The organism is Roseixanthobacter psychrophilus (assembly GCF_043195195.1).
Classification (GTDB): Bacteria; Pseudomonadota; Alphaproteobacteria; order Rhizobiales; family Xanthobacteraceae; genus NCEH01.
Genome location: NZ_JBAFWT010000012.1, coordinates 37,285 through 53,980, shown reverse-complemented (window position 1 = coordinate 53,980; position 16,696 = coordinate 37,285). Strand labels below are relative to the sequence as shown.

15 protein-coding genes and 1 pseudogene are annotated in these 16,696 nt (G+C 67.9%); 7 read left to right on the top strand and 9 right to left on the bottom strand.

Features of this window, described 5'->3' with window-relative positions; genetic code table 11:
* Nucleotides 1–4 precede the first annotated feature (4 nt).
* The gene (locus V5F77_RS13035) at nt 5–892 is read right to left on the bottom strand and encodes a LysR family transcriptional regulator (protein ID WP_429005784.1); all 888 of its coding nucleotides are present in this window, start codon (nt 890–892) and stop codon (nt 5–7) included.
* Nucleotides 893–991: 99 nt separating this feature from the next.
* Here V5F77_RS13035 and V5F77_RS13030 point away from each other — a divergent pair, with 99 nt between their 5' ends.
* Nucleotides 992–2,482 (top strand): CoA-acylating methylmalonate-semialdehyde dehydrogenase, encoded by a 1,491-nt coding sequence (locus tag V5F77_RS13030; RefSeq protein ID WP_429005783.1) that lies wholly within the window; start codon nt 992–994, stop codon nt 2,480–2,482.
* Between the two features lie 62 nt (nt 2,483–2,544).
* Here the strand turns inward: V5F77_RS13030 and V5F77_RS13025 are convergent, their stop codons facing one another.
* Nucleotides 2,545–2,871: a c-type cytochrome gene (locus V5F77_RS13025; protein WP_429005782.1), complete on the bottom strand. Its 327-nt coding sequence runs from the start codon at nt 2,869–2,871 to the stop codon at nt 2,545–2,547.
* A gap of 12 nt (nt 2,872–2,883) precedes the next feature.
* Nucleotides 2,884–4,125: a molybdopterin-dependent oxidoreductase gene (locus V5F77_RS13020; RefSeq protein ID WP_429005781.1), complete on the bottom strand. Its 1,242-nt coding sequence runs from the start codon at nt 4,123–4,125 to the stop codon at nt 2,884–2,886.
* Between the two features lie 730 nt (nt 4,126–4,855).
* On the opposite strand from V5F77_RS13020, the gene V5F77_RS13015 reads away from it, so the two are divergent.
* The gene (locus V5F77_RS13015) at nt 4,856–6,088 is read left to right on the top strand and encodes an MFS transporter (RefSeq protein ID WP_429005780.1); all 1,233 of its coding nucleotides are present in this window, start codon (nt 4,856–4,858) and stop codon (nt 6,086–6,088) included.
* A 13-nt stretch (nt 6,089–6,101) separates the two neighbouring features.
* Here V5F77_RS13015 and V5F77_RS13010 read toward each other — a convergent pair whose 3' ends face one another.
* From V5F77_RS13010 to dapF, 5 genes are all read right to left on the bottom strand, one after another.
* Nucleotides 6,102–6,677 carry an adenine phosphoribosyltransferase gene (locus V5F77_RS13010; RefSeq protein WP_429005779.1) on the bottom strand — a complete coding sequence of 192 codons (576 nt, stop codon included), beginning with the start codon at nt 6,675–6,677 and terminating at the stop codon, nt 6,102–6,104.
* Between the two features lie 122 nt (nt 6,678–6,799).
* Nucleotides 6,800–7,543, bottom strand: coding sequence for a hypothetical protein (locus tag V5F77_RS13005; RefSeq protein ID WP_429005778.1), 744 nt, complete (start codon nt 7,541–7,543; stop codon nt 6,800–6,802).
* Nucleotides 7,544–7,637: 94 nt separating this feature from the next.
* Entirely contained in the window at nt 7,638–9,083 is a 1,446-nt protein-coding gene (gene ftsY, locus V5F77_RS13000) for a signal recognition particle-docking protein FtsY (RefSeq protein ID WP_429005777.1), read from the bottom strand.
* Between the two features lie 4 nt (nt 9,084–9,087).
* Complete coding sequence (mtaB, locus tag V5F77_RS12995) at nt 9,088–10,395, bottom strand: tRNA (N(6)-L-threonylcarbamoyladenosine(37)-C(2))-methylthiotransferase MtaB (protein ID WP_429005776.1); 1,308 nt, start codon at nt 10,393–10,395, stop codon at nt 9,088–9,090.
* Nucleotides 10,392–11,249: a diaminopimelate epimerase gene (dapF, locus tag V5F77_RS12990; RefSeq protein WP_429005775.1), complete on the bottom strand. Its 858-nt coding sequence runs from the start codon at nt 11,247–11,249 to the stop codon at nt 10,392–10,394. Before dapF ends, mtaB begins: the two co-directional genes overlap by 4 nt.
* Nucleotides 11,250–11,566: 317 nt before the next feature.
* Between dapF and V5F77_RS12985 the strand changes: the two genes are divergently transcribed.
* From V5F77_RS12985 to V5F77_RS12975, 3 genes are all read left to right on the top strand, one after another.
* Complete coding sequence (locus tag V5F77_RS12985) at nt 11,567–12,295, top strand: GyrI-like domain-containing protein (RefSeq protein ID WP_429005774.1); 729 nt, start codon at nt 11,567–11,569, stop codon at nt 12,293–12,295.
* Between the two features lie 109 nt (nt 12,296–12,404).
* Nucleotides 12,405–12,989, top strand: a complete 585-nt coding sequence (thpR, locus tag V5F77_RS12980; protein ID WP_429005773.1) for an RNA 2',3'-cyclic phosphodiesterase — start codon at nt 12,405–12,407, stop codon at nt 12,987–12,989.
* The gene (locus V5F77_RS12975) at nt 12,986–13,447 is read left to right on the top strand and encodes a YkvA family protein (RefSeq protein WP_429005772.1); all 462 of its coding nucleotides are present in this window, start codon (nt 12,986–12,988) and stop codon (nt 13,445–13,447) included. Before thpR ends, V5F77_RS12975 begins: the two co-directional genes overlap by 4 nt.
* A gap of 124 nt (nt 13,448–13,571) precedes the next feature.
* Here V5F77_RS12975 and V5F77_RS12970 read toward each other — a convergent pair.
* A pseudogene (locus V5F77_RS12970) lies at nt 13,572–14,555 on the bottom strand (NADPH:quinone oxidoreductase family protein).
* A gap of 236 nt (nt 14,556–14,791) precedes the next feature.
* Here V5F77_RS12970 and V5F77_RS12965 point away from each other — a divergent pair.
* Nucleotides 14,792–15,313, top strand: a complete 522-nt coding sequence (locus V5F77_RS12965; protein ID WP_429005771.1) for an invasion associated locus B family protein — start codon at nt 14,792–14,794, stop codon at nt 15,311–15,313.
* 147 nt (nt 15,314–15,460) lie between these two features.
* Nucleotides 15,461–16,675 carry a 23S rRNA (adenine(2503)-C(2))-methyltransferase RlmN gene (rlmN, locus tag V5F77_RS12960; protein WP_429005770.1) on the top strand — a complete coding sequence of 405 codons (1,215 nt, stop codon included), beginning with the start codon at nt 15,461–15,463 and terminating at the stop codon, nt 16,673–16,675.
* Nucleotides 16,676–16,696: the final 21 nt, after the last annotated feature.

Sequence of the window (16,696 nt, the reverse complement as noted above, 5' to 3'; positions counted from 1 at the left end):
CCCGCTACCCCACCACGAACGCGCCCCGGCTGGCGCGCACTTCGTCGACGATGAATTGCTCGGTCTCGGCGATGCGGCGCAGGTCGCGCAGGTCAGCGTGGACCACCAGCCAATAGGTGCGCGAAAAGGTGACGGCGGGCAGGATGCGCACCAGCTCCGGGCAGGCGGCGGCGGCATAATCGTGCAGGATGCCGAGCCCCGCCCCGGCCCGGATCGCCTCCAACTGCCCCACCACGCTCGCGCATTCGAACCGGCGGGCGCACAGATCGATCAGCGCGCCCATGTAATCGAGCCCTGAACTGTAGGTGAGATCCTGCACATAGGTCACGAGCGTGCGGTCGGCGAGATCCGCCTCGTGCTCCACCGGCCCGGTCTGGTCGAGATAGGACCGCGCGGCATAGACGCCGAGCGAATAGTCCGTGAGCTTGCGTCCGAACAACCGCCCCTCCTGCGGCCGCTCCAGGATGATGGCGATGTCCGCCTCGCGCTTGGAGAGCGAGAAGGTGCGCGGCAGCGGCACCAATTGCACCACGAGGTCGGGATGCATCCCGGCGAAGCGGGCGAGCCGCGCGGCCAGGAAATAGGTGCCGAACCCGTCGGGCGCGCCTATGCGCACCGTGCCTTCCAGCTTGAGATCGGCATTGCCCAGCAGAGAGCGGGCGCGCAGCATCTCGCTTTCCACCCGCTCGGCCATGGGCAAGAATTGCTCGCCGATGGCCGTCAGAGTGCAGCCGCTCGGCCGCCGCTCGAACACTTTGGCGCCGAGATCGTCTTCCAGCGCGGTCAGCCGCCGAGTGACCGTGGCATGATCCAGCCCGAGCTTGCGCGCGGCGGCCAGCATCTGTCCCGCGCGCGCGACGGCGAGAAAGACGCGGGCATGGTCCCAATTCATCACAAACGCCTAAAAATGCGGAATGAGTCCGATATCTTAGGCCTTGCTCCGCGCTGATGCCAGAGATCAAGTGCGGCAGATTTCGCGCGGGAGCAAACCATGCAGACCATCGGCCATTTCATCCAAGGACGTCACGTTGCCGGCGAGGGCCGCTCGGCCCCGACCTTCCAGCCCGCCACGGGCGAGCAGATCGGCACCGTGCTGCTCGCCTCCGCCGCCCGCGTCGACGAGGCGGTGCAGGCCGCCGCCGCCGCCCTGCCGGCCTGGGCCACCTTGCCGGCACCGGCCCGCGCCCGCGTGATGTTCCGCTTCAAGGATCTGCTGGAGCGCAATATCGACGATCTCGCCGCCCTGATCAGCCGCGAGCACGGCAAGACCGTGGACGACGCCAAGGGCGAACTGGTGCGCGGCATCGAGGTGGTGGAATTCGCCTGCGGCATCCCGCATCTGCTGAAGGGCGAGTTCTCCGATCAGGTCGGGCGCGGCATCGACACCTTCTCCCAGCGCCACCCGGTGGGGGTGTGCGCGGGCATCACGCCGTTCAACTTCCCGGCCATGGTGCCGCTGTGGATGTTCCCCATGGCGCTCGCCTGCGGCAACACCTTCATTCTCAAGCCCTCCGAGAAGGACCCGAGCCTCTCCCTGCGCCTCGCCGAACTGCTGGCCGAATCCGGCCTGCCGGCGGGTGTGTTCAACGTCGTCAACGGCGACAAGGAGGCGGTGGACGCGCTTCTGACCCATCCCAAGGTGGCGGCGGTGAGCTTCGTCGGCTCCACGGCGGTGGGCGAATATGTCTATAAGACCGCCGCCGCGCACGGAAAGCGGGCCCAGGCCCTGTGCGGCGCGAAGAACCATCTCGTCGTGATGCCCGACGCCGACCTCGACAAGACCGTCGATGCCCTGATGGGCGCCGGCTACGGCTCGGCCGGCGAGCGCTGCATGGCGGTCTCGGTGGCGGTGGCCGTGGGCGGCATCGGCGACGCGCTCATGGAGCGGCTGGAACCCCGCGTGCGCGCCCTCAAGGTCGGCCCCGGCAATGATCCGGCGAGCGAGATGGGGCCGCTCGTCACCAAGGAGCACTTGGCCAAGGTGCGCGGCTATGTGGACCTCGGCGTTTCCGAAGGCGCCAAGCTGACGGTGGACGGGCGCGGCCTCAAGCTCCAGGGCTATGAGGACGGCTATTACATCGGCGGCTGCCTGTTCGACGACGTCACCCCGGACATGCGGATCTACAAGGAAGAGATCTTCGGGCCGGTGCTTTCCGTGGTGCGCGTGCCGAGCTTCGACGAGGCACTGCAGCTTGTGAACGATCACGAATACGGCAATGGCGCCGCCATCTTCACCCGCGACGGCGATGCCGCCCGCGCGTTCGACTACGGCGTGCTGGCCGGCATGGTGGGCATCAACGTGCCGATCCCGGTGCCGATCGCCTATCATTCCTTCGGCGGCTGGAAGCGGTCGATTTTCGGCGATCGCAACGTCTACGGCCTGGAGGGCGTGGGCTTCTACACCCGCCTGAAGACCACCACTTCGCGCTGGCCGGCGGGCATTCGCACCGGGGCCGAGTTCGTCATGCCCGTGCTGGGCTGAACCGGTCGTCGCCAGCAGCCCCGGTCGCCGACCGGGGCTGAGGGCTCAGCGCCGCGCGCGGGTTACTTCGAGACCTTCATCTTCGCGAGATAGCCGACGATGGCATCGACGTCTGCCGGGTCCACCGGGGCCTTGTAGACGTTGATCATCTTGGTCACGACACCGCCCCAGACGGCCGCGCTCAGCGGCGGCTGGTTCAGCACCATCCCGGTGGAGTGGCAGGCGAGGCAATTGTTGTTGATGGCCTCGGCCCCGGCGCCATCGGGAAACAGGCGGTCGCCGGGGGGCAGGTCGACGCTGACCGAGGTCAGCGCGGTGGGCGCGGCGGAAGCCGTGAGCGGGGCGACAACGGTGCCCAGCAGGGCAACGGCGAGCAAAGAGCGGTGCATGGCCACGGGTCCCTATGCTGCGACGATGTCGGTGTGTTCGATGACGTTCCGCATGAAGCCACTGGGGTTCCAGGTGGCCGTCGCGGGCTGCACCTCGCCCTTGGTGTTGGTGCACCGGACCATCAGCGTATATTTGCCGGGCGCCTGCGGCGTGAACGGCGCCGTCCATCGGCGGAAACCGTAGGTGCCTTCGTCCTTGCCCAGTTGGGCCGGAGACCAGGAGGCGCCGCCATCCACCGAGACATCCACCGCCGCGACGCCGCTGTCGCCGCCGAAGGCGATGCCCCGCAAGGGCGTCGGCTTGCCCGCCGGCACCGAGGCACCCGAGGCGACATTGGTGATGAAGGAGCGCGGATTCATCCGGGAAATCGGCACCATCTTCACCCCGGTCTGGCCCGGCACCATGTTGGCATTGGGCGTATCGGGAATGGTGTAGGCGTTCTTGGTCCAGAAATTGGTGTCGGGCTGGTCCAGCACCTCGATGTCGCTGAGCATCTTCACCCAATAGGTCGAATACCAGCCGGGCACCACGAGCCGCAGCGGGAAGCCGTTCAGCAGCGGCAATTGCTCGTTGTTCATGGCGTAGGCGATCATCACCTCGCCGTCCCGGGCATGATCGAGGCTCAACGATTTCATGAATTTCGGCGCGTCGGGCATCAGCGCTTCGTCAAGGCCGTTCAGGCGCACCTGCACGGCGCCCGCCTTCACCCCGGCACGGTCCAGCACATCCTTGAGGCGCACGCCGGTCCACAGGGCGTTGCCCATGGCGCCGTTGGCCCATTGCGCGCCGGGCACCCGCGGGGTGACGAGGCCGCGCGAATTGCCGGAACACTGGTTCACCGCCGCCAGCTCCACGCGCGGCAGGTCCTTCAGGATCTCCTGAAGCGAGAGCGAGAGGGGTTGGTTCACATGGCCCCGCACGGTGAGGCGAAAGGCATCCACCTTGATCTCGGTGGGGATCATCGCCCAATGCCAGCGGACGAAAAACTGATCGTTCGGCGTGAACACGCCCTTGTCGAACACCTCAAAGGGCGTTTCCAGCAGCGGCGGGCGGGTCCGCTGGAGGATCATCGCGCCCTTCTGCGGAAACGCTGTGGTGATCGGCCGCGCGCCGGGCCCACCGGGCAGCGGAAGGTCGACCATCGCCTGCGCCCATGCGCGGTGCGACAGCAAGCTCAACCCGCCCAGGCCCGCGGCGCCGATGAGGCTGCGGCGTGTGAGGGTTGCGCGGTTCACGCCAGCATCGTCTGCCATATTGCCCCTCCGGCGCGTATCGTCTCCGCCGCAATTCGCGGTCTGGATCACGCGCACTTGGTGGAGCATACCGACCCCCGCAGCTTTGTGCGAGAGCCAGATAAACTCAAATTTACGTCAGTTGAACGTCTCACATATTGATGCAGTGCAGCATTTCGCTTGGTGAAGCCGCCTATGCGCCGTCGGAACACAGAACAGCCTCGCCCGCGAATTCTAGGATATTGTGGCGGTCATCGTTTTGCACCCGGGATCGATGGGAAAACTCAACGTGATTCGCCATCCACGGCAGGATATACAAGCTGCCATTACCTAACGTAACTCATCCGTCCCAAGGCAATCGGGTGCGGTGGGGCGCCGGCCCTCGGCATGTCTGCCCGTACGCCGGGCCTGGGATCGCCCGCCTCCCCCCAGCGCTCTTCCATTGGGGCGCGACTGCCCGCGAGGCGGATTTTTGAACGACGAAAGGGAGCCTGGAACCGCCGGGCACCCCTCCGGCGGTCGGCGCTTGTCCGGCCCGCTCCGCGCGAGGCGCATGGCGGGTGCGTCAGCCCTGTTCCGCCGCCCTTGACGCTTCCGCCGATTGTCCTGATTTTCGGGCCAAGGCCCCGCCGCAGACGGGCCGCAGGGACGAGCTGATGTTGCCATGTTTCGCCGGACGCCGATGCGGGTCCGGTTTCTTCGACCGCACCGCACGCTGCCCGCACCGGCGGCATCGGGATTCCGTGCCGGCATGAACGTGCAGAACGGCGCCCAAAGCCACCCCGCCGCCGACGAGGAGCGCATCGGCCTCTTCCCGCTGCTGGCGGAGACCATCTCCGTCCAGGCGCTCGGCACCATGGCGGTGCTGATGGTGCCGGCCCTTGCCCCGGCGATCGCGCGCGATCTCGGCGTGCCCACGGCAAGTGTCGGCTATCAGATCTCGCTGGTGTATTTCGCCGCCATGTTGGCCTCGCTCATCGCCGGCACGTTGGTCGCATGGTACGGCCCCTGCCGGACCGGGCAGGTCGCCATGGTGCTGCACGCAAGCGGGTGCATCCTGGCCAGCATTGCCACCTTGCCCACCATGGCGCTCGGCGCCTTCGTCACCGGCCTCGGCTACGGGCTGATCAATCCCGCCGCGTCCGACCTGCTGATGCGCCATTCCCCGGCCAACCGGCGCAATTTGATCTTCTCCGTGAAGCAGACCGGCGTGCCCCTGGGCGGCATGGCGGCAGGATTGTTCGGGCCGCAGATCGCGCTTGCCTTCAGTTGGCATGCGGCGCTGCTGTGCGTCGCCGTGCCCTGCCTGCTGGTCGCCGGCCTGTCCCAGCTCGGACGCGTCAAGCTCGACCGGCATCGCAACCGCGCCGGCAGCAGCCGGCTTCTGTCCTTCACCGCCATCAGGCTGGTGCTGTCCGATCCGCGCCTGCGCTGGCTCGCGCTGACCTCGTTCTGCTTCTCGGCGGTGCAGCTCTGCGTCATCACCTTCCTGGTGGCGCTGCTGGTGGAGGATCTCGGATTCTCCCTGGTCCAGGCGGGCGCGATCCTCGCGGCGGTGCAGGTGTCGGGCGCGGTGGGCCGCGTGCTGTGGGGCCAGATCGCCGACATGGCGCGCGACGGGCTCGCGGTGCTGATCTTCCTCGCGGTGCTGATGGGCGGCGCCTCGGTCCTCATCATGATCGCCACGCCCGGCTGGCCGATGGCGGCGATCGTCGGATTGCTGCTGCTGCTCGGCCTCTCGGCGGTGGGCTGGAACGGGGTGTATCTCTCCGAGGTGGCCCGCAACAGCCCGGCGCGGGCGGTGGGCACAACCACCGGCGCGGCCATGTTCTTCACCTTCACCGGGGTGGTGTTCGGGCCGGTGATCTTCTCGCAGATCCACGACCGGGTCGGCACCTATATGGGGGCGTATGGGCTGCTGCTCGCGCTTTCGGCGGCCGGCGGGCTGATGATCCTCACCGCCCGCCTGCGCGGGGCACGCTGAGGCGCCCCGCGCCTCAATGGCCCTCGAACGCGATCAGCGTGCGCACCGGCACGCCCATGGCGCGCAATTTGGCGGCGCCGCCCAGATCCGGCAAATCGATGATGAAGCAGGCGGCTTCCACCTGCACCCCCATGTTGCGCAGCAGCTTCACCGCGCCCTCGGCGGTGCCTCCGGTGGCGATCAGGTCGTCCACCAGCACCACCTTCTCGCCGGCCGTGACCGCATCCACGTGCATCTCCATCTCGTCCTGGCCATATTCCAGGGCATAGGCCATGCGCACGGTCTGATGCGGCAGCTTGCCTTTCTTGCGGATCGGCACGAAGCCGGCGCAGAGCTGGTGCGCCACCGCCCCACCGATGATGAAGCCGCGCGCCTCGATGCCCGCCACCTTGTCGATCTTCGCCCCCGCCCAGGGCTGGACCAGTTCGTCCACCGCCCGACGGAAGGCCCGTGCATTGCCGAGCAAAGTGGTGATGTCGCGGAACAGGATGCCGGGCTTGGGATAATCCACGATGGTGCGGATGACAGCGCGCAGATCCGTCGCCTCGGCGGGCGCGGAATTCAGGGGAGAGGCGGTGGCGATGGTCATGGAGCACCCTGTTTCAGCCGGCGCGTGCCGGAGCGGTTGCGCTTAACATTGTTGGCTTGCCCTGGCCTACCCGCAAGATGGGGCAAATCGGGAGATTGGAGCTCGGGCCGACCTTGAGCGGGTCAGTCGGCGCCTTCGCAGTCCAGCTTCTGCTTCGGGAACGCCTGGGCGACCGAGGCCATCAGTTCCGTCCGCGCCGCCTCGCCGGCGGGATCGTTCACCTTGAGCGCTGGCACGGCGCAATTATTCCAGGCGTGGGTGATGAGATAGAGCCGCATCCAGGCGGCGGAATCCGGCACCGAGGCGTGGCGCAACTCGCGGGCGGCGCAAGCTTTGGGATTGGCGTTGCCGGCACAGGCGGCCGCGACGCTCTCGCGCCAGACCGCGACCAGATCGCCCTGCCCTTCCAGTGCATCGACATAGCGTGCGCAAGCGGCGGGCGCGGGGGTGTAGCCCCGCAACGCGGCCGGCGCGGAGAAGGCCTCCAGCTTGGCGATATTGAAGGCGCAGAAATCGGCGATGGCGTCCTTCACCTTGGCGTGGAACGCCTGCGCCCCTTCGAGATCGAGCGGGTTCAGCGCCGCCGCGCCGGCAGCGATGCGCGCGCATTTGGCGGCATAGGGCGCCGAGGTCACGCGCGCCATGTCGGCGGGCTTTGCCGGAAGGCGCGGCGAGGGCGCGGCGGAAAGGGTGTAGTCGTAAATCAGGGACAGCGTGTCGCGCAGCCGCTTTTCGTCGGTCCTGGCGGGGTCGAACCAGACGGTGCCGCTACAGGCGCCGTCGGCGAACGATACGGATTTCTGCGCAGCGCCCGCCGCCCCGCTCCACAGGCAGGCCAAAAGCAATATCACCAGCCTCGACGCCATCGCACGCCCCCCAAGCGGCCCCATTTGCTCCGCGCGGGAAAAGCATAGCCACGCGCGGCGCAAGAATCTGCCCCTTGGCGCCCTGCGCGCGATTTTAGTGCGCATTCTCCGAGACGCCGGCGATGGCGCGGGCAAAATCGGCGGCGGCGAAGGGCTGGAGATCCTCCGCCCCCTCCCCCACGCCGACGAGATGCACCGGGAGGCCGAACCTTGCCGCGATGGCGACCAGGATGCCGCCGCGCGCGGTGCCGTCGAGCTTGGTCATGACGAGGCCGGTCACCCCGGCGATCTTGGTGAACACCTCCACCTGGGAGAGCGCGTTCTGCCCCACCGTGGCATCGAGCACCAGCAGCACCGCATGCGGCGCGCCGGGCTCCAGCTTCTTCACCACCCGCACCACCTTTTCCAGCTCGGCCATCAGTTCGGTGCGGTTCTGCAATCGCCCGGCGGTGTCGATGAGCAGGATGTCAGCACCTTCCGCGCGCGCCTCGGTGATGGCGTCATGGGCGACACCGGCGGCGTCCGCACCCGGCTCGCGGGCGACGACGCGGGCGCCGGTGCGCTGGCCCCACACCTTCAATTGCTCAATGGCGGCGGCGCGGAACGTATCGCCCGCCGCCAGCACCACCTTGCGGCCCTCGCTCTTCCATTGGGCGGCGAGCTTGCCGATGGTGGTGGTCTTGCCCGAGCCGTTCACGCCGACCATCAGGATGATGAACGGCTTGTGCGCGGCATCGATCACCAGCGGCTGGGCCACCGGGGCGAGGATGGATTCCACCTCGGCGGCAATCAGGCCCTTCACCTCGTCGGCGCCGATCATCTTGTCGTGCCGCCCGCGCCCGACCGCTTCGACGATCCGTGCCGCCGTGGCGGTGCCGAGATCGGCGCGGATCAGGATGTCTTCCAGCTCTTCCAGCGTCTCAGCATCGAGCTTGCGCTTGGAGACGAGGTCGGTGATGCCCTGGGTGAGGCTGGAGGCGGTGCGCGCCAGCCCGCTGGTGAGGCGGCGCCAAAAACTCGTCTTTGCCGGTTCCGCGTCTTCGGTGGCGCGCGCGGCGTCAAGCGGGGCGTCAAAGGTCTCCACTTCGGGAGCATCGCTTGCGGGGACGGGCGGCTCCCGAACCGGCTCTGTCGGGGCAAGAGCCTCTTGGGCAGGTGCCTCCTGAGCGAGAGCGTCTTGGGCGAGGGCGTCTTGGGCAGAAGCCTCTTCGACATGGCCGTCTTCAGCCGGGGCGTCGCGCAAGATCGGCGCACCGCTCTGCGCCTCCGCGTCCGCGGCGTGGTCCGAGCCCGCCTGCATTTCGGAAACCGAACCTTCATGGGCCACGGGTTCCGCGCGCGCGGGATCGGTGCTCTCCGGGTGCGTGCTCTCGGGCTCCGCGCTCTCGGGCTCGGCAGGCTGGAGTGCAGCCGGCTCAGGCTCAAAGACCGGGGCCGCCTGCGGGGGCGCCTCGTTCTCGCTGCCCCAACCACCGGTCAGGCGGCTCCAGAGGCCTTTCTTCTTAGGGGCCGGCGGGGGGCCGTTCTCGGTGTCGCTCATCACATCAGGCCGCGATTAGCCGCGCACCGTCGTGACCGGCAATGCGCAGGGGGAGGATGGTGCCGCGTGGGGCGGGACGTGTGACACGCACCGGCGTGAAATGCTCCGTGCGGCCGAGGCCGCCGCTCTCCATCAGCACGCTGCGATGGGCGCCGATGCACAAGGAGAGATGGCGATGGAGGGCCACGGCGCCCGTCTCCCGCAGCCGCTGCGCCCTTGCCTTTACCACCTCGTGCGCCACCTGCGGCATGCGGGCGGCGGGCGTGCCGGGGCGCGGCGAATAGGGAAACACATGCAGGAAGGAGAGGCCGCACGCATCCACGATGTCGAGCGTGTTGCGGAACTGCGCCTCGTCCTCGGTGGGAAAGCCGGCGATGAGATCGGCGCCGAACACCAGATCCGGCCGCAAGCGCCGCATCTCGCCCACAAGACGGATCGCCTCGGCGCGGGAATGGCGGCGCTTCATGCGCTTCAGGATGAGATCGTCGCCCGATTGCAGCGAGAGATGCAGATGCGGCATCAGCCGCTCTTCTTCAGCGAGTGCGCGCAGCAGGTCCGCGTCCGCCTCCACCGTGTCGATGGAGGACAGGCGCAGCCGCTTCAGCTCCGGCACATGGGTGAGGATGGCACGCACCAGCTTGCCGAGCGTCGGCGCGCCCGGAAGGCCGGCACCGTAGGAGGTGAGATCCACCCCCGTGAGCACCACTTCGCCGTGGCCGGTCTCAACCAGCGTGCGCACCTGCGCCACCACCTCGCCCATGGGCACGGAGCGCGAATTGCCCCGGCCATAGGGGATGATGCAGAAGGTGCAGCGATGGTCGCAGCCGTTCTGCACCTGCACGAAGGCGCGGGTGTGCCGGTCGAGCCCGTCCACCATGTGGAGCGCGGTCTCGCGCACCGACATGATGTCGTCCACCACCACCTTCTCTTCGGCGGCAAGGCCGAAATCCAGCGCGGCGCGTGTCGCGATCCAGGTTTCCGGCGCGCCCTTGGCGCCATTGCCGAGCACCCGGTCCACCTCCGCCATGGCGGCGAAGGTTTCAGGCTCGGTCTGCGCCGCGCAGCCCGTGACCACGACCCGCACGTTGGGATCGGCGCGCTTCAGCCGGCGGATGGCCTGGCGTGCCTGGCGCACCGCTTCGCCCGTGACGGCGCAGGAATTGACGATGACGGTGCGCTCCAGCCCCGCCGCCAGCGCGGCGCGGCGCATCTGCTCGGACTCCAGCGCGTTCAGCCGGCAGCCGAAGGTGAGAACCTCGATACCCGGCGCCGCATCGTCCACGCCCGGCGCGCGGGCGGGCGCGGCGCTCACGCCGCCTCCGCCAGCATGGCCGGGGTGAGGACGCCGGAAAATTCATAGGCCACCGGCCCGGTCATCAGCACGTGGCCGTCGCTTTGCCGCCAGGAGATGGCGAGATCGCCGCCCGGCAGGGTGACGCGCACGTCGCGACCCGCGCGGCCGGTCCGGGCGGCCGCGACGGCGGTGGCGCAGGCGGCGGTGCCGCAGGCGCGCGTGCGGCCCGCGCCACGCTCCCACACATGCAGCAGGATATGATCGGGCGCGAGCATCTGGGCGAATGAGATATTGGCGCGCTCAGGAAACAGCGGATTGTGCTCCAGAGCACGCCCGAGCGCCTCCACCTCCACCGCATCGGCATCGGCGACGAAGAACACCGCGTGGGGATTGCCCATGGAGACGAAGCTCGCCGGCCCGAGCGCCTCATAGCCGGCGATCTGGTGCACGGCGGTGTCCGGCACCGCATGGGCCAGGGGAATGTGCTTCCAGTCGAGATGCGGGGCGCCCATGTCCACGCTCACGCGGCCGTCGGGCAGGATCTCGCAATTGAGCAGGCCGGCGGCGCTGTCGAACAGCACATGGCGCGCGCCGGTGCGGCGGGCTTCCAGCGCCGCGATGCAGCGCGTGCCGTTGCCGCAGGCGCCGGATTCCGAACCGTCGGAATTGAGGATGCGCACGAAGCCCATGGAGCCGGAAGCGCGGGGCGGATAGAGCACCATCGCCTGGTCGAACGGCAAAGCATCGGCGCGGGCAAGCGCGCGGGCGGCGGCGGCGGAGACCTCCACGGGATTGGCACGCAGGTCCAGCACGAGAATCTCGTTGCCGAGGCCGTTCATCTTCACAAAGGGGCGATTGGCGAGGCTCGTCATAGGTCCACACACGCATCGAGGATGCAGGTCTTATATGGCCTCCGGCGGGGCATGCGCCACCCCATTGCCAAAGGACCGGCTTTTGTGGGGCAAGACTTCGCGCCGCCCCTGACCGCCCCGCCGCTCCGGGCCCGCCCGCCAGGCGGCTTGGAGCGGGGGATCGCGCGCCGCCCTGCGTGCATGAAAGTGGCGCCCCTCGCTCAAAAAGCCCCACCTAGGCGGCGCGCGCGAACATGCTAAAAGATCGCCTGCGCATCCGCCTTTGGCCCGAATCGCGTGGTAGAGGCCGCTGGGTGTCGGCAAGGAGACTTCAGGCAATGGGCGGTCTTGGCGTGGTTCGTGGAACACGGGCGGCGTTGGCGGCCATGGGCGTGGCGGCCAGCCTTGCGGCACTTTCGGTCCCGCTGCCGAGCGGCGCCGCGTGGGCGCAGGGCGCGGCGCCAGGGACAACGCCCGCAGCCCCCGATGCCGGAGCGCCCGCGACCACGCAGGCCCTGCCCGGCCCCTCCTCGCCACTGTCGCCACCGGCGGGCGTCGAGCCGCGCTCGGTGCAGACCCAGCCCCTCACCGCCCCTTCGGCACCGGCCTTCACCGGTGAGGAAGCCCAGCTCACGACCTTTCCCGTGCTCGCGAAAACCGGCAGCGCGAGCTGGGACACCGGCTTCGAAACCATCGTCGCCACACTGAAGACGATCACCGCCGAAATGAACCGGCTGGGCCTCAAGCGGGCCGGCGACGTGATGGTGGTCTATACCGCCAGCGACGATGCCGGCTTCGAGTTCGAGGCGCAGGTGCCGTTCACCGGCGCCACCACACAGAAGCCACAAGGCGACGTGAAGCTCGGCGCCTCGTTCGCCGGCAAGGTCTACAAATTCACCCATAAGGGGTCGTTCGCGGACATGGACGACACCTACGAATCCATCGCCAATTTCCTCGACGACAAGAACATCGCCGCCCAGGATCTCTATATCGAGCAGTACCGCACCGATCCGCAGACGACGGCGCCCGATTCCCTGGTTGTGGACATCTTCGTTCCGGTTCGCTGAACCAGACACTTCCCAGCGGGCCGCGAATCCTTTTCACTAGAGGAAGTAGTGTTGTCTTTCGGTGAACCGCCGATCGCGGCGGCGCCGAGGTGACGATAGGGAGGCGCCCATGCCCCGGCTCTTCACCGCGCTCGAAATCCCGAGCCAGATCGGTGACGGCCTGTCCCTCATGCGCGGCGGATTGTCCGGCGCCCGGTGGATAGACCCCGAAAACTATCACGTCACCTTGCGCTTCATCGGCGATGTGGACGACGCCAAGGCGCGGGACATCGCGCTGATGCTGGGGCAGGTGCGCCGGCGCGCGTTCGAGATGACCATCGGCGGGCTCGACCAGTTCGGCGGCCACAAGCCCCGCGTGGTCTATGCCAGCGTGCGCCCCGCCCCGGCCCTGCTGGAATTGCAGGCCGAGCACGAGCGCATCATGCAGCGCCTAGGCCTGCCGCCGGAGCGCAATTACAAGCCGCACGTCACCCTGGCCCGGCTACGCGACACATCGAGCCGGCAGGTGGCGGATTATCTCGCCACGCGCGGCTTCTATCGCAGCGACACCTTCCTCGCGACGCGCTTCGTGCTGTTCTCCTCGCGCGATTCGGTGGGCGGCGGGCCCTATGTGGAGGAAGCCGCCTATCCGCTGGTGGGCGGCGCCACGATGCGTCTTGCGGTGCCGGAACGACATCCCATATCCCTTGCATGACCAATACAGGACGCGCCCGCTCCCGCTTCGATTGGAGCGCGCTGCCCTTTACCGAGCGGCATAAGGCGGCGAAGGACGAATCATTCGTCGCGAAGGGCTTCTGGCAGAAGCTGAAGCGCACGGCCGCGCATGTGCCGTTCGCGCAAGAGGCCGTGGCGGCCTATTTCGCGGCCTTCGACCATGCGACGCCGCTGCGGGTGCGCGCCACCTTGATGGGCGCGCTGGCCTATTTCGTGCTTCCGCTGGATTCGATTCCCGACATCCTGCCCGCGATCGGATTTTCCGACGATGCGGCGGTGCTGTTCCTCGCATATCGGGCGCTGACCTCCCACATCACGCCCGCCCATCATGCGGCTGCGAACGACCTCGTGGCGCGACTGCGGGCGGAGGGCGACGACGGCGTGCGCGATTCGGCCCCAAGGCCCGACGATAACGCCCGCAATCCCGTCGGCGCCTGACGGCTGCGTGGGGCCGGCGCCGACAGCCAAGCGCCGCAGTCGGTGCCGGGGGATGACGCCCGACGCCACGCGCCCGCGTGCCTTATCCGGACGCACGGTGAAGAGCGGCGAGGAATGACCTTCCTCAGGCGGCCCCGGTGGTGAGCACCACCTTGCCCTTCACTCGCCGGCCGGCAATCTCAGCGAGCGCGTCGGCGCAGTTCGCCAACGGGAAGGTGGCGTCCACATGGGCGGAAATCTTCCCCGAACGGGCATAGCCGATCAGTTCCTGCGTGGCAGCGCGGAGTCAGGGCACGTCGCGTCGGGCCTGCGCCCCGAAGGCCACGCCGCGGGCATCGCAATTCTTCAGCAGCAACAGGTTGAGCGGCAATTTCGGGATCTCGCCGGCAGCGAATCCGATCACCAGGAGCCGCCCGCACCAGCCGAGCGCCCGAACCGCCTGTTCCGATTGCGCGCCGCCGACGGGATCGAATACCACATCGATGCCCCGATCTCCGCCGAACCCCTTGAGCGTGGCCTTAAGATCTTGCTGGGTATAATCTATTCCCTCGTCAGCCCCGTGTTCGCGGGCGAATGCCAGCTTGTCCGGCGAGGAGGCGCAGGCGATCACCCGGGCTCCCAGAACCTTGCCCAGTTCGACCGCGGCGAGGCCCACGCCCCCAGCGGCGCCGAGCACCGCAAGGGTCTGTCCCGCCTTCAATTCTCCTCGATCCCTGAGGGCATAGAGCGCGGTGCCGTAGGTGACGATGAGGCCCGCCGCCCGCACCAGATCGAGATCGTCCGGCACCGGCGCGAGGGTCTCGGCCCGCACCACCACTTTTTCCCGCGCCGCGCCCGAGGTCATGTAGCCGGCAACCCGCGCGCCCAAGGGAAGGCTTTCCACGCCTTCGCCCAAGGCGCTGACATGCCCGGAAAATTCCGCGCCGGGTGAAAACGGGAGCGGCGGCTTGTGCTGATAAAGGTCGCGGATGATCAAGGTGTCGAAGAAATTGAGACCGACCGCCGTTACGTCCACCACCACCTCGCCGGGGCCAGGCACCGGGTCCGGCAGGTCCTGGAACAAAAGATGTTCCGCCGGTCCGTGGCGCACGCACATGACAGCCTTCATGGGTCTCACCTTTCCACATCCGAACGTAAGCAATTGCCGCGACCGCCTTGCTCCCGCCGCCGGTGGCGCGTCATCCTGTCCGGATCGGTCCCGCCGCCTGCGCGCAGTGGACGCCAGGGCGTTAAGGAAGCAAAAGCAGTCTGTGTGCCATTTTTTTGTCGGCGTCCACATTTAGGGGCATTGAAGCAGCCGGCCACGCTGCCTTTCCTGCGCCGCGTTCAGATCTAGGAGAAATCATGGCTCCGTTCCGCACACGCCTTGCCGTCCTTGGCGGCATCTTTGCCGCTTTGGTCGCGGGTCCCGCGTTCGCCCAGCAAGCGCAGCCCAAACCGGTAGCGCAGTTCGGCGACTGGAGCGTCTATGTCAGCGCCACCCCCAACGCCAAGGTTTGCTACACCATTTCCCAACCCAAGGACCGCCTGCCCGCCGGGCTGAAGCGCGATCCCGCCTATTTCTTCATCAGCACCCGCCCGGCGGAGAATGTGAAGAACGAGATCAGCCTCACCATGGGTTTCACTCTGAAGGAAGGGAGCGAGGCGAAGCTGACCATCGGCAGCCAGACCTTTGCGCTCTATACCAAGGCGGAGGGCGCCTGGGTGCGCAACGTGGCCGATGAAGGCAAGCTCGTGGAGGCCCTGCGCAAAGGCAAGGATCTGACGGTGGTCTCCATCTCGGGCCGGGGCAATTCCACCACCGACAAATACGGGCTGGCCGGGATCACGCAGGCGCTCGATCGCGTCGCCCAGGAGTGCAAATAGTCGCAATGTAAAGAGGCGCGAGGCGGCATCCGGGCGCGGCGGCTTCGCCCAAACCGCGCCTTGATCCTTGTATCTAAAGGCCTCAACGTTCGGATCGCGCCCTTCGTGCCGCTGGCATGGCGGGCGCGAAACCATTATGTGTGCCCCATGACCCCAGTGATCGACACCCTTCCCGCCGCGCCGGCGGCCGCGCCAGTCCTTTCCCTTCCCTCCCTGACCGGGATGGACCGGGAAAAGCTGGGTGCTGCGCTGAGCGCCATCGGGGTCGCCGAGCGCGATCTGCGCATGCGGGTCAACCAGCTCTGGCATTGGATCTATCTGCGCGGCGCCCGCGATTTCGACGAGATGACCAACGTCTCCAAGCATCTGCGGGCGACCCTGGCGCAGGCCTATTCGCTGGCCCGGCCGGAGATCGTGGTGGAACAGGTGTCGCAGGACGGCACGCGCAAATGGCTGCTGCGCCTGCCCGCCGACACCCCCGGAGAGAAGCCGCACGAGGTCGAGTGCGTCTATATTCCCGAAAGCGATCGCGGCACCTTGTGCGTCTCCAGCCAGGTGGGCTGCACGCTCAATTGCTCGTTCTGCCACACCGGCACCCAACGCCTGGTGCGCAACCTGACCGCCGCCGAGATCGTCGCCCAGGTGATGGTGGCGCGCGACCGGCTCGGCGATTATCCCGGCCGCGACCGCGCGGTCGGCCCCGGCCTGCCGACCGAGGGCGATCGCCTCGTCACCAATGTCGTCTTCATGGGCATGGGCGAGCCGCTCTATGCCTATGACGCCGTCGCCGAGGCGATCGAAATTCTCTCCGATGGCGACGGCCTCGGCCTCGGCAAGCGCCGGATCACCGTCTCCACCTCGGGCGTCGTGCCGGAGATCGAGCGGCTCGGCCGCGAGGTCGCGCCCATGCTCGCCATCTCGCTCCATGCCGTGCGCGACGACTTGCGCGACGTGCTGGTGCCGATCAACAAGAAATATCCGCTGGCGCAATTGCTTGAGGCATGCCGCACCTATCCGGCCGCCTCCAACGCCAAGCGCATCACCTTCGAATATGTGATGCTGAAGGGCGTCAACGACAGTCCGGCCGATGCCCGCGCCTTGGTGCGGCTGCTGGAGGGCATTCCGGCCAAGATCAACCTCATCCCGTTCAACCCCTGGCCCGGCACCCAATATGAGTGCTCGGACTGGGAGACGATCGAGAAATTCTCCGACATCGTGTTCCGCGCCGGCTATGCGAGCCCGGTGCGCACCCCGCGCGGGCGGGACATCCTCGCCGCCTGCGGCCAGCTCAAGAGCGAGACCGAGAAGCTCTCGGCCCGCGAGCGCCTCGCGCTGCGCGCCATGGCGGCGGCGGCCGAGTAAACCGTTCCGCATCAGGCTTAA

Bases quoted from the DNA above. Each gene is read 5' to 3' on its own strand.
- ftsY (WP_429005777.1), bottom strand. From the start codon at position 9,083: ATGAGCGACACCGAGAACGGCCCCCCGCCGGCCCCTAAGAAGAAAGGC.
- V5F77_RS12975 (WP_429005772.1), top strand. From the start codon at position 12,986: ATGACCAATACAGGACGCGCCCGCTCCCGCTTCGATTGGAGCGCGCTG.
- V5F77_RS12985 (WP_429005774.1), top strand. From the start codon at position 11,567: ATGGGCGGTCTTGGCGTGGTTCGTGGAACACGGGCGGCGTTGGCGGCC.
- V5F77_RS13020 (WP_429005781.1), bottom strand. From the start codon at position 4,125: ATGGCAGACGATGCTGGCGTGAACCGCGCAACCCTCACACGCCGCAGC.
- V5F77_RS12965 (WP_429005771.1), top strand. From the start codon at position 14,792: ATGGCTCCGTTCCGCACACGCCTTGCCGTCCTTGGCGGCATCTTTGCC.
- V5F77_RS13015 (WP_429005780.1), top strand. From the start codon at position 4,856: ATGAACGTGCAGAACGGCGCCCAAAGCCACCCCGCCGCCGACGAGGAG.
- V5F77_RS13010 (WP_429005779.1), bottom strand. From the start codon at position 6,677: ATGACCATCGCCACCGCCTCTCCCCTGAATTCCGCGCCCGCCGAGGCG.
- V5F77_RS13030 (WP_429005783.1), top strand. From the start codon at position 992: ATGCAGACCATCGGCCATTTCATCCAAGGACGTCACGTTGCCGGCGAG.
- V5F77_RS13035 (WP_429005784.1), bottom strand. From the start codon at position 892: ATGAATTGGGACCATGCCCGCGTCTTTCTCGCCGTCGCGCGCGCGGGA.
- thpR (WP_429005773.1), top strand. From the start codon at position 12,405: ATGCCCCGGCTCTTCACCGCGCTCGAAATCCCGAGCCAGATCGGTGAC.
- rlmN (WP_429005770.1), top strand. From the start codon at position 15,461: ATGACCCCAGTGATCGACACCCTTCCCGCCGCGCCGGCGGCCGCGCCA.
- dapF (WP_429005775.1), bottom strand. From the start codon at position 11,249: ATGACGAGCCTCGCCAATCGCCCCTTTGTGAAGATGAACGGCCTCGGC.
- V5F77_RS13025 (WP_429005782.1), bottom strand. From the start codon at position 2,871: ATGCACCGCTCTTTGCTCGCCGTTGCCCTGCTGGGCACCGTTGTCGCC.
- V5F77_RS13005 (WP_429005778.1), bottom strand. From the start codon at position 7,543: ATGGCGTCGAGGCTGGTGATATTGCTTTTGGCCTGCCTGTGGAGCGGG.